At 73.2% G+C, this 10,953-nt stretch carries 12 protein-coding genes; 8 read left to right on the top strand and 4 right to left on the bottom strand.

The features are described 5' to 3' along the window. Positions 1-125 precede the first annotated feature (125 nt). A complete protein-coding gene (locus tag LCD33_RS22005) occupies positions 126-1,358 on the bottom strand; it encodes a primosomal protein (protein WP_224965983.1) in 1,233 nt (410 codons plus the stop codon). 262 nt (positions 1,359-1,620) lie between these two features. Between LCD33_RS22005 and LCD33_RS22000 the strand changes: the two genes are divergently transcribed. From LCD33_RS22000 to LCD33_RS21990, 3 genes are all read left to right on the top strand, one after another. Then, positions 1,621-2,145: an SMI1/KNR4 family protein gene (locus LCD33_RS22000; RefSeq protein ID WP_224955925.1), complete on the top strand. Its 525-nt coding sequence runs from the start codon at positions 1,621-1,623 to the stop codon at positions 2,143-2,145. Between the two features lie 176 nt (positions 2,146-2,321). Further along, positions 2,322-2,672: a PadR family transcriptional regulator gene (locus LCD33_RS21995; RefSeq protein ID WP_224955924.1), complete on the top strand. Its 351-nt coding sequence runs from the start codon at positions 2,322-2,324 to the stop codon at positions 2,670-2,672. After that, complete coding sequence (locus LCD33_RS21990; protein ID WP_224955923.1) at positions 2,672-3,277, top strand: hypothetical protein; 606 nt, start codon at positions 2,672-2,674, stop codon at positions 3,275-3,277. Before LCD33_RS21995 ends, LCD33_RS21990 begins: the two co-directional genes overlap by 1 nt. Positions 3,278-3,401: 124 nt before the next feature. Here the strand turns inward: LCD33_RS21990 and LCD33_RS21985 are convergent, their stop codons facing one another. From LCD33_RS21985 to deoC, 3 genes are read right to left on the bottom strand one after another with little or no spacing between them, the layout of a single operon-like run. Then, positions 3,402-4,286: an aldehyde dehydrogenase family protein gene (locus tag LCD33_RS21985; RefSeq protein ID WP_224965982.1), complete on the bottom strand. Its 885-nt coding sequence runs from the start codon at positions 4,284-4,286 to the stop codon at positions 3,402-3,404. Beyond that, on the bottom strand, positions 4,276-5,709 hold the full coding sequence (locus LCD33_RS21980; RefSeq protein WP_224978227.1) for an aldehyde dehydrogenase family protein: 1,434 nt from the start codon (positions 5,707-5,709) through the stop codon (positions 4,276-4,278). The genes LCD33_RS21985 and LCD33_RS21980 overlap by 11 nt, the downstream gene beginning before the upstream one ends. Next, positions 5,706-6,683: a deoxyribose-phosphate aldolase gene (gene deoC / locus LCD33_RS21975; RefSeq protein ID WP_224978226.1), complete on the bottom strand. Its 978-nt coding sequence runs from the start codon at positions 6,681-6,683 to the stop codon at positions 5,706-5,708. The genes LCD33_RS21980 and deoC overlap by 4 nt, the downstream gene beginning before the upstream one ends. A 367-nt stretch (positions 6,684-7,050) precedes the next feature. On the opposite strand from deoC, the gene LCD33_RS21970 reads away from it, so the two are divergent. From LCD33_RS21970 to LCD33_RS21950, 5 genes are all read left to right on the top strand, one after another. Continuing rightward, complete coding sequence (locus tag LCD33_RS21970) at positions 7,051-8,184, top strand: glutathione-independent formaldehyde dehydrogenase (protein ID WP_224965980.1); 1,134 nt, start codon at positions 7,051-7,053, stop codon at positions 8,182-8,184. 113 nt (positions 8,185-8,297) lie between these two features. Further along, positions 8,298-8,921: a uracil phosphoribosyltransferase gene (gene upp / locus LCD33_RS21965; RefSeq protein WP_224955918.1), complete on the top strand. Its 624-nt coding sequence runs from the start codon at positions 8,298-8,300 to the stop codon at positions 8,919-8,921. Between the two features lie 49 nt (positions 8,922-8,970). After that, entirely contained in the window at positions 8,971-9,177 is a 207-nt protein-coding gene (locus tag LCD33_RS21960) for a type II toxin-antitoxin system VapB family antitoxin (protein WP_224955917.1), read from the top strand. 14 nt (positions 9,178-9,191) lie between these two features. Further along, positions 9,192-9,572: a type II toxin-antitoxin system death-on-curing family toxin gene (locus LCD33_RS21955; RefSeq protein WP_224955916.1), complete on the top strand. Its 381-nt coding sequence runs from the start codon at positions 9,192-9,194 to the stop codon at positions 9,570-9,572. Positions 9,573-9,651: 79 nt separating this feature from the next. Then, a complete protein-coding gene (locus LCD33_RS21950; protein ID WP_224955915.1) occupies positions 9,652-10,821 on the top strand; it encodes a glycosyltransferase family 2 protein in 1,170 nt (389 codons plus the stop codon). Positions 10,822-10,953: the final 132 nt, after the last annotated feature.

Here is a 10,953-nt window from a genome sequence, read left to right as displayed (position 1 = left end):
GGATCTTCTCCAACCCCAGCCAGAAGGCCACCGAGGACTACATCTCCGGCCGCTTCGGCTGAGCGAACCCCGGAACCGGGGCCCCGCCCCCCCCCCCCGGGGGGGGGCCGTTCCGCTGTGCTCGGTCAGTGCTTGCGCAGGCGCTCGTCCTCGAACTGGACCACGAGTTCGCGCCAGGCCGCGACCTCGTCGTCGAACGGCGGGCTCGGCGGCATCCGGTTCGGGTTCGGGCGCAGCACGAACGAGACCAGCCAGCCGAGCAGCTCGGAGGGCTGCAGCGCCTCGTCCACGGTCTTGTCCCCGGCCCACGTCGCCGCGTCCAGCAGCAGCTCCTCGGCGAGGTCCAGCTGGTTCGGGTCCACTTCGGACGGACCGGCGGCGAGGTCCTCGTCCAGCCCGGTGAGCACGTAGTCGTTGTCCGCCTCGACCTCGACCTCCAGCTCGCCGCCGGTGGCCTTCTGCGTCACCTGCGGCCAGGTCGCGACCCGCGCCAGGTCGTTGTCCTCCAGCGCGGCGTCCTCGGCGAGGAAGCGGGCCAGGGCGCGCGGCGAGCCGAACACGTCGATGCGCCCGTCCGAGCCGAGGAACACCGGGTCGTCGTCCAGGTAGCAGCGCAGCGAGTAGAACTCGCCCTGCGCGGTGGTGATGCGGATCGGGTCGATGCCGATCTCGCCCCAGAAGCCGGGTTCGGCGTCCTCGTCCACCGGGTCCACATCGGAGTCGTCGTCGGCCTCGGCGCGTTCGGCCTCGTCGTGCTCCAGCGCCTCGGCGAGCTCGGTCTCGGCGGTGGCGACCGCGTCCGCGGGCACCTCCGGGGTGGCCACCACGGCGTCGAGGGCGTCGAGCAGGTCGTCCCAGCGCTCGGCGACCACGGCGCACAGCTCGGACCAGCGCTTCTGGCCGTCCTTGCCGGTGAACACCAGGGTGCCCTGGTCGAGCAGGCTGAAGCCGTCGGCGGCGTCGAGGACTTCGTGCACGGTGTCCAGCTCGCACACGTCGGCCAGCGAGCGGGCGATCTCCACGATGTCGTGCAGCTCGTTGATCGTCCACACGTCGGGGGTGTCGGCGACCAGCTCCGGCACGCCCACCAGGTCGAACTGGTGATCCTCGTCCGGGTTCAGCTCGACCGCGGACAGCGCCGGGACCACGTGCCAGGCCGGATGGTCGTCGAGGTCGTGCTCCCGCGCGGTGCGCACGAACGCGGCCAGTCGCGCGGCGTCCGGGAAGGCGTAGAGGTCTTCCTCGTGGCCGAGGAACGCCTCCCACTCCTCGCCGTCCTCCCGCCAGCGCGGTGCCCACAGGGTCACCACATCGCCTTGCGGCAGCCCCAGTTCGATGGGGACGATGTCCTGCGCCATCTTCCTACCTCCGGTCGCCGAACAGACGTCCGCGAAGCCTACGGGTTCCCCGCCGCACGCCTGCCGTCCGGTCGGGCTGCCCACCGTATCGACCACGTCGAGCGCGCTCGCAACCGAACCCGCCGGCAGGTCGTCCGAGGTGAGCCGGGTGCGTGATCACGGTTGGCGGTACCGGCCTCCCGCGGGCCCGTCGATCATGGTGCGAATGGATGTCACGGAGCTGTGGACGAGAATCGTGCTTTGGTTGGGTGAGCACGCACCGGTGACCGCAGCGGCCCTGCTCCCGCCCTCCCCGCCGCCGGATTTCGCCGAACTGGAGGCGGAATTCGAGATCCGGTTGCCGGAGGAGCTGCGCGAGTGGTGGTCGACCTGCGGTGGGACCGATGGTGACGTCCTCGCCGACGTGCTGCCGCCGTTCTACACGCCCTACAGCGCGCAGCGCGCGTGGGAGGTGTGGAGCGGGCAACGCAAGACCTGGGCGGCGCAGTGGGAACGGCCCGCGTGCGACTACTACGCGGGTTCGCCGGGATCGAGCTACCACCCGGCGTGGATCCCGATCGCCGGGGACGGGTTCGCCGACGAGCTGGTGGTCGATCTGCGCCCCGGGCCGATGCGCGGGTGCGTGCTGGAGTGGGAGCAGGAGGCGGGTCAGGTGCAACGGCCGGAGTGGCGCGGCATCTCGGCGATGCTCTCGGACGTGCACCGCTCGTTGACCGAGGGGGCGCCCGCCGGGCACAGCCATCCGACGGTCACCGAGGACGGAAGGCTGGACTGGCAGATCCGCTGACGCCACCGGTTCTCCGCGCTCCGGTCGGGGGCGCGGGGTTGCCGCCGGTGCGGACAGCTCGTCGAACCACCGCCCATCCGGATCGCCCCGGGTGGGCGGTTCTTCTTCTCTCCCGGACGTGCCCGCTGCCGACCTACTAGTTTGCAACGCCTACTAGTTGGTGTTACTTTGTCGCTGTGCCTGACAAGAAGCCCGACGCGCGGCAGACCCAATGGCTGCGCGGCGTCCTCGACCTGGCGGTCCTGGCGCTGCTCGCCGAGAACGGGGAGGGCTACGGGTACCTGCTGCTGCAACGACTCGCCGAGGCTGGACTGCCGGACATGAAAGCGGGAACGCTGTACCCGCTGCTCAACCGGCTGGCCGCCGACGGACTGCTGAGCACCGAGTGGCGGGCGGGGGAGAGCGGCCCCGGCCGCAAGTTCTTCGCCCTCACCGAACAGGGGCGCGCGGTGCTCGCCGAACAGGGACCGAAGTGGACGGAGTTCGCGAAGAACGCGAGCTCGGTGATCGAACGGGGGACGGGATGATGACGGTGGATGCCCAGAAGTACCGGGACGAGCTGCTGATCGCGCTGCGGATGCACGAGATCTCCGGCGCTCGCGTCGGAGACGTGCTCGCCGAGGTCGAGACGCACCTCGCCGAATCCGGTGAAGATCCGGTCGAGGCCTTCGGCACCCCGCGCGAGTACGCCGCCCGCGTCGCCGCGCAGCTCGACGGCGACCCCGCCAAGCAGTCCCGGCCCGCCGTGCTCGGCGGCGCGCTCGGCACCGCCGCGCTGACCCTGTTCGGGCTGGAGTTCTTCGTCGACGGATTCCGCGGGCCCGCGCCGGTCGTCCTCGCCGACCTGGTCGGAGCGGTGTGGATGCTGCTGCTGATCGTGGTGGCCGTCGGGGCGGCGTTCCGCGCGGGGACCGCGCTGCGCGGCAGGCGCTGGTACCTGGCCGGTGCGGTGGTCGCCGGCCTGCTCGCCATCGCCGGTACGAACGTGGTCGACCGGTTGCTCGGCGACGGGCCCGTGCTGTTCGAGCTGCCGGGCTGGGCGGCGATCGCGCTCGGCGCGGTGCTGCTCGCGGGTGCGGTCCGGGTGCTGGTCGTCGCGATCCGGCGCGGCCGGGTCGTTCCCCCGGCCTGAGCGGAGCACCGGCCGGGTGCGCGGGGCTGGACGCCCGCGCGCCCGGGCGCGGTCCGCGAGATCGTTCCGGCCCCCGATCGTCCGGGGCGCGGGGTCGGCGGGCACCGCACTTCGCGGCGGACGGTCAGGTGCCCACCGGGTGCCAGGTGGTCTTGACCTCGGTGAAGGCGCGCAGCCGCTCCAGGCCGGGCGCGGCCGTCCAGTCCGGTGCACCCCGGCCGGCGCGCAGCACCCGCTTCACGGTGCCCGCCGCCGCCCGCTCCAGCTCCGGGCGCAGTTCCGCGTCCGCGCCGCTGAGGTCGAGCGCGTCCACCTCGCCGTGCGCGGCCAGCCACGGACCGAGCTCCGCGGCCCGCCCGGTCAGCAGGTTCGCCGCCCCGCCCGGCACGTCGGAGGTCGCCAGCACCTCGGCCAGCGTCACCGCGGGCAGCGGGCGCTCGGCGCTGGTCACCACGACCGCGGTGCAGCCGGTCGCCAGCACCGGCGCGAGCACGCTGACCAGACCCAGCAGCGAGGAATCCTGCGGGGCGAGGACGCCGACGACCCCGCTCGGCTCCGGCACGCTGAACGAGAAGTACGGCCCGGCGACGGGATTCGCCGCACCGAGCACGCCCGCGATCTTGTCCGTCCAGCCCGCGAACCACACCACCCGGTCGATCGCCGCGTCCACCACCGCCGCGGCCTCGTCCGCGCCGCGGCCCTCCGCGGCGGCGACGTCCGCGCCGAACTGGGCGCGGCGGCCCTCCATCACCTCGGCGATGCGGAACAGCACCTGCCCGCGGTTGTAGGCGGTGGCCCCGGACCAGCCGGGGAACGCCCCGCGCGCGGCCGCGACTGCGTCCCGCAGGTCCTTGCGGGAGGCGTGCGCCACGTTCGCCAGCGGCGCGCCCGCCGCGTCGCGCACCGGGTACACCCGGCCGGACTCGGAGCGGGGGAACTTCCCGCCGACGTAGAGCTTGCAGGTCTTGGCCACCGCGACCCGGCCGGTCTCGTGCTGCTCAGACGTCAAGGTATGCCTCCAGACCGGCGCGGCCGCCCTCGCGGCCGAACCCGGATTCCCGGTAGCCGCCGAACGGCGCGGTCGGGTCGAACCGGTTGAACGTGTTGGCCCACACCACGCCGGCGCGCAGCCGCTGCACCGCCCACAGCGCGCGGGACCCCTTCTCCGTCCACACGCCCGCGGACAGGCCGTACGGGGTGTTGTTCGCCTTGGCGATCGCCTCGTCCGGGGTGCGGAAGGTCAGCACCGACAGCACCGGGCCGAAGATCTCCTCCCGCGCCACGCGCATCGACTGCTGCACGTCGCCGAACACGGTGGGGGAGAAGAAGAAACCGCGCTCCGGCAGCGGGCAGGAGCTGCTCCACCGGGTCGCGCCCTCGGCCTCCCCGGCTGCGACGAGGTCGGTGATGCGGGCCAGCTGCTCGGCCGAGTTGATCGCGCCGACGTCGGTGTTCTTGTCCAGCGGGTCGCCGACCCGCAGCAGCTCCACCCGCGAGCGCAGCTTGCCGAGCAGCTCCTCGGCGATCGATTCCTGCACCAGCAGCCGGGATCCGGCGCAGCACACCTGGCCCTGGTTGAAGAAGATGCCGCCGACGACGCCCTCCACCGCCTGGTCCAGCGGCGCGTCGTCGAACACGATGTTCGCGGCCTTGCCGCCGAGCTCCAGGGTGAGCTTCTTCCCGGTTCCGGCGAGGGTCCGCTGGATCTCCTTGCCGACCGCGGTGGAACCGGTGAACGCGACCTTGTCCACGTCCGGGTGCGCGACCAGCTGGGCGCCCACGTCACCCGCCCCGGGCAGGACGTTCACCACGCCGGGCGGCAACCCGGCCTCCTGGCACAGCTCGCCGAACACCAGCGCGGACAGCGGCGTGGTCTCGGCCGGTTTCAGCACCACGGTGTTGCCGCAGGCCAGCGCGGGGGCGATCTTCCACGCCAGCATCAGCAGCGGGAAGTTCCACGGGATCACCCCGGCGGCGACGCCCAGCGGCCGCGGCTCGGGGCCGTACCCGGCGTAGCCGAGCTTGTCCGCCCAGCCCGCGTGGTGGAAGAAGTGCGCCGCGGCGGTGGGGATGTCGGAGTCGCGGGCCTCCTTGATCGGCTTGCCGTTGTCCAGCGTCTCCAGCACGGCGAGTTCCCGGCCGCGCTCCTGGATGAGCCGGGCGATGCGGAACAGGTACTTCGCGCGTTCGGCGCCCGGCATCGGGCCCCAGGTCCGCTCGAACGCGCGCCGCGCCGCCCGCACCGCTGTGTCCACATCGGACTGAGCGGCGGTGGCGACCTCGGCGAGCGGTTCGCCGGTGGCCGGGTTGAGCGTGGTCAGCGGGGTGCCGGCGCCGTCGGTGAACTCGCCGTCCACGAACATCCGGTACCGGTCGTGCAGGTTCGCCACGGCCGCCGATTCCGGCGCGGGCGCGTACTCCCAGCCGCTCATGCGTCCACCGCCACGTGGTGCGCGGCCGCGTAGTGGCCGGTGCGTTGCGTTCGTCGTTGCATCAGCAGATCTCCCAGCAGGCTCGACGCGCCGAAGCGGAACAGCGCCGGGGTCAGCCACTCCGGCCCGGCGACCTCGCGCACCGCCACCAGGTAGCGCATCGCGTCCTTCGTGGTGCGGATGCCGCCCGCCGGCTTCACCCCGCGCGGCTCGCCGGTGCGGTCCCGCCAGTCCCGCACGGCCTGCAGCATCAGCGTCGTCACCGGCAGCGTCGCGGCGGGCGAGACCTTGCCGGTGGAGGTCTTGATGAAGTCGCCGCCCGCCAGCAGCGCCAGCCAGGAGGCGCGGCGCACGTTGTCGTAGGTGGCGAGCTCGCCGGTCTCCAGGATCACCTTCAGGTGCGCGTCGCCGCAGGCCGCCTTCACCTGCTGGACCTCCTCGAAGACCTGGCCGTAGCGCCTGGACAGGAACGCGCCCCGGTCGATCACCATGTCCACTTCGGACGCTCCGGCGGACACCGCGAGCGCCACCTCGTCCAGCTTCACCCGCCGCGCCGAGCGGCCGGACGGGAACGCCGTCGCCACCGAGGCCACGCCCACGCCGGAACCCGCGAGCGCCGCCACCGCGGTCGCCGCCAGGTCCGGGTACACGCAGACGGCCGCCACCGGCGGGACGTCCGGGTGCTCGGCGTCCGGCCGGCGCGCCTTCGCCGCCAGCGCCCGCACCTTGCCCTCGGTGTCGGCGCCCTCCAGCGTCGTCAGGTCCACCATGCCGATCGCGGTGTCGATCGCCCACGCCTTGGCGTCCTTCTTGATGCTGCGGGTGGCGAGTCCCGCGGCGCGCTGCTCCAGCCCCACCTGGTCCACGCCGGGCAGGCCGTGCAGGAACCGCCGCAGCGACCGCTCGTCCCGGGTGACCTCGGCGAGTTCCGGCGGCAGCGCGCCGGTGCGCGGACCGTCCAGTGGTTCGACCATGCCGCGCAGTCTAGGTCAGCGGGGCGCCGACCTCGATCCCTCCGAGAGCCGCACCGGCCGTTCAGGAGTCCTTCGGCTCCCACTCCAGCGTGACGGTGAAGTTGGCCTCGCCGGCGACCGCAGCGGGTCCTGCCGATGCTCGTCGTCCGGCCGCACGCGCCACCCCCGGTTCGCGCCGTCGATCACGTCCGCCGGTGAACCTAGCCAACCGGGTGGTGCGGGTGGTGCGGATTCCCGGTTCGTCCCGGAATCGCAACCTCCCCACTCGAAAGGAGGACGCTAGGTCGTGGGGTGCGGGGTAATCCGGAAGCAGCGCGCACCTCGGCACGGTGCGCACCGGACACCGGTACTCCGGAGGTGGTTCCCCATGAAGGCAGTGGTCTACCGAGAACCGTTCGAAGTCACCGTCGACGAAGTCGACCGACCCGCCGTCCAGCACCCCAACGACGTGATCGTGCGCGTCACCTCCACCGCGATCTGCGGATCCGACCTGCACATGTACGAAGGCCGCACCGCCGCCGAACCCGGCATCGTGTTCGGGCACGAGAACCTCGGCATCGTCGACGAGGTCGGGGACGGGGTCGTCGGCCTGAACCGCGGCGACCGGGTCGTGATGCCGTTCAACGTCGCCTGCGGCTTCTGCACGAACTGCACGGCCGGGAACACCGCGTTCTGCCTCACGGTCAACCCCGGCTTCGCGGGCGGCGCCTACGGCTACGTCGCGATGGGCCCCTACACCGGCGGGCAGGCCGAGTACCTGCGGGTGCCGTTCGCCGACTTCAACTGCCTGGTGCTGCCGCCGGACTCCAGCAAGGAAGCCGACTACGTGCTGCTCGCCGACATCTTCCCCACCGGCTACCACGGTTGCGAGCTCGCACAGGTGTCGCCGGGGGAGACCTGCGCGGTCTACGGCGCCGGGCCGGTCGGCCTGATGGCCGCCTACTCGGCGCTGCTGCGCGGCGCCTCCCGGGTGTTCTGCGTGGACCGGATCCCGGAGCGGCTGGCGAAGGCCGAGGAGATCGGCGCCATCCCGATCGACTTCAGCGCGGGCGACCCCGTCGAGCAGATCAAGGACCTGACCGAGGGCGTGGGCACCGACAAGGGCGTGGACGCCGTCGGCTACCAGGCGCACACCGCCGACGCGGGCACCGAGGAACCCGCCGTGGTGCTCAACTCGCTGATCCACACCGTCCGGCCCACCGGCCGGCTCGGCGTCCCCGGCCTGTACGTGCCCGCCGACCCCGGCGGCCCGGACGAGAACGCCAAGCAGGGGATGCTGCTGGTCGCCATCGGCAAGATGTTCGAGAAGGGACAGGTCGTCGGCACCGGCCAGTGCAACGTGAAGCGGTACAACCGCCAGCTCCGCGACATGATCACCGCGGGACGGGCGGCGCCGAGCTTCGTGGTCTCGCACGAGCTGTCGCTGTCCGAGGCGCCGGACGCCTACCGCAAGTTCGATCAGCGGATCGAGGGCTACACCAAGGTCGTCCTGCACCCGTGACGCCGACCGCGCCGGCTCCCCGCCCCTCGGGGACCGGCGCGGGCGGGATCTGGCGCACATCCGCCGGTCTCCGCCGCCGCCCGCGGTGGTCGCGGCCGTTACTGTCCTCGGCCATGGACGTACGGGTCGTGGACCACCCGCTGGCGAAGTCGAGGCTCTCGACGATGCGCGACGCGCGCACCGAGAACGCGGCTTTCCGCGCAGCGCTGCAAGAACTCACCCTCATGCTGATCTACGAGGCGACCCGCGACGCCGAGGTCGCCGAAGCGCCGATCCACACCCCGGTGGCCCGCACCACCGGCTACCGGCTGGCGAACCCGCCGCTGCTGGTGCCGGTGCTGCGCGCCGGGCTCGGCATGGCCGACCAGGCGCACCGGCTCATCCCGGAGGCGCAGATGGGCTTCGTCGGGCTCGCCCGCGACGAGGAGACGCTGCAGCCGACGCCGTACCTGGAATCGCTGCCGAAGGACCTCTCCGGCCTCCCCGTGCTGGTGCTGGACCCGATGCTGGCCACCGGCGGATCGATGCTGCACACCATCCGGCTGCTGGTGGAGCGCGGCGCGACCGACGTGACCGCGATCTGCACCCTCGCCGCCCCGGAGGGCGTCCAGCACCTGGCGGACTCCGGTCTGCCGCTGCGGGTCGTGACCGCCAGCATCGACGAGCGGCTCAACGAGTCCGGCTTCATCGTCCCCGGCCTCGGCGACGCGGGGGACCGCGAGTACGGCGCCGTGTGACCCGAGCGCACCTTGGACCGGGTGGTACCAGCGAGATACCATCCGGTCCATGGCCATGACGCTGCGGCTGACCGACGAGGAGAGCGCTCGGCTGGCGGAGCTCGCCGCCGCCGAAGGCCGCTCCAAGCAGGAGATCGTGCGCGCCGCGCTCGCCGAGCGGTGGGCCCGGCAGCGCAAGGACCAGCAGCTCGGCGAAGTCGTGCAGCGGGTGCTGCCGCACTACCGGGGATTGCTGGACGACCTCGGACCCGCATGATCGATCATTGATCGGTGCTCGTCTACCTCGACGCTTCCGATCTGCTGCTGCTCGCCACCGCCGTCACCCGCGGTGACCTGGTGGTGCGGGACAGCGGCCTGCTCGACTCGGCCGCGTACCGGCCGCGGGCCGAGGTGCTCGGCGTTCCAGCCTACGGGACGTTGTGGCTGAAGGCGGCCGCGCTGCTGGACTCCCTGGTGCGCACCCGGCCGCTGGTGGAGGGCAACTGGCGGCTCGGCTGGGTCGCCGCGGTCGCGATGTGCGACGTCAACGGCTGGTGGATCGACGCCGACGAGACCGAGGCCCTGCAACTGGTGCGCGACGTGGGGCGCGACAAGCGGGAGGTCGCCGAGATCGCGGACTTCCTGGAGCGCTGCGCCGAACCCAAGGGGTGAGCGCCGGCCGCGTGCCGTTCCCGAGGTGTTCGCCCTGCCGATCTCGGGTGTTTCGCCCGTTTCGTGGGACGCTGGACCGGTGGCTCACCGAGGATCCGCCGTCGCCGCCGCCCTGCTGGGAGGAGCGGTCGCGGGGGCCTGCTACCGCAGCGTCCGCACCGTGCGCCAGGTCCGCGCGCTGGTCCCGCTGCACGAGGCACCGCCGGATCCGGGCGTGTTCCCGGCCGCGGTGACCGTCGTCGTCCCGGCCCGCGACGAGGCCGCCGTGATCGACGACTGCCTGCGCGGCATCCGCGCCCAGACCTACGCCGACCGTGATCCGGCGGCGCTGCGCGTCGTGGTCGTCGACGACGGGTCCACCGACGGGACCGGGGATCTCGCCCGCGCGCACGCCGCCGCGGACGAGCGGATCCGGGTGGTGCGGGTGGACGGCCCGCCGCCGGGCTGGGCGGGCAAGGTGCACGCGATGCACGTCGGCGTCGAGGCGGCCGGGCCGCCCGGGGCGGGGGAGTGGCTGCTGTTCGTCGACGCGGACACGGTGCTCGCCCCCGACCTGCTGGCCAGGCTGCTGCTCACCGCCGACGCCGTGGACGCGGACCTGGTCTCCACGCCGGGCGGGCCGCCGCCGCGGCGCTCGGCGGCCTGGCCGCTGCTGATGCCGCCGGGGCTGCAGCTGATCGGGGAGAACGCCGCGCCGGATGGACGCGGCGCCAAGGCCTTCGCCATCGGGCACTGCATCCTGCTGCGCCGCTCGCACTACGACAAGATCGGCGGCTGGGAGTCGATGGCCGGGCTGCGCAACGAGGACGTCGCGCTCGCCACCTCGGTCCGCGACCACGGCGGTGTCACGCGGCTGGTGGACGGGCTGGACCACGTGACGACCACCGGCATGGACCCGTTCGCGCAGGGCTGGGCGTCGTTCCGGAAGAGCTTCGTGGCCGGTACCCGGCAGTCGGTGCCGGTCCTGCTGGGCGGCGGGCTCGGGCAGGTCGCGCTGTCGCTGGCCGCACCAGTCGCGCTCGGGGTCGGCGTCCGGCGGCGGCGACCGCTGCTGGCCGCGGCCGGGGTGATCGGCTGGGTGGCGCAGGGCGTCGCGCACGCGCACACCGCGCGCTACATGCGGGCGGGGCCGGAGCTGGCGCCGTTGGCCCCGTTCACCGGGGCGCTGTTCGGCGGGGTGCTGCTGGACGGGGCGGTCCGGGTGCTGAGCGGGACCGCGTCCTGGAAGGGACGCCGCACCGGGAGCTGACGCCCGGGTGTGGGGGGGGGCCGGCCCCGGGGGGCCGCGCGGGGGGGGGGGGGGCATGCGCGAGAAGGGAGAGCCAGGGGGTGTGGTGGGGGGGGGGGGGGGGGCGGCGTACGCCCTATGGGCCCGCGGAAC

This window comes from Saccharopolyspora sp. 7B (genome assembly GCF_020177435.1).
Taxonomy (GTDB): domain Bacteria; phylum Actinomycetota; class Actinomycetes; order Mycobacteriales; family Pseudonocardiaceae; genus Saccharopolyspora_C; species Saccharopolyspora_C gregorii.
This window is presented reverse-complemented; position numbering and strand designations above follow the sequence as displayed.

Bases quoted from the DNA above. Each gene is read 5' to 3' on its own strand.
- LCD33_RS22005 (WP_224965983.1), bottom strand. From the start codon at position 1,358: ATGGCGCAGGACATCGTCCCCATCGAACTGGGGCTGCCGCAAGGCGAT.
- deoC (WP_224978226.1), bottom strand. From the start codon at position 6,683: ATGGTCGAACCACTGGACGGTCCGCGCACCGGCGCGCTGCCGCCGGAA.
- LCD33_RS21970 (WP_224965980.1), top strand. From the start codon at position 7,051: ATGAAGGCAGTGGTCTACCGAGAACCGTTCGAAGTCACCGTCGACGAA.
- upp (WP_224955918.1), top strand. From the start codon at position 8,298: ATGGACGTACGGGTCGTGGACCACCCGCTGGCGAAGTCGAGGCTCTCG.
- LCD33_RS21960 (WP_224955917.1), top strand. From the start codon at position 8,971: ATGGCCATGACGCTGCGGCTGACCGACGAGGAGAGCGCTCGGCTGGCG.
- LCD33_RS21980 (WP_224978227.1), bottom strand. From the start codon at position 5,709: ATGAGCGGCTGGGAGTACGCGCCCGCGCCGGAATCGGCGGCCGTGGCG.
- LCD33_RS21990 (WP_224955923.1), top strand. From the start codon at position 2,672: ATGACGGTGGATGCCCAGAAGTACCGGGACGAGCTGCTGATCGCGCTG.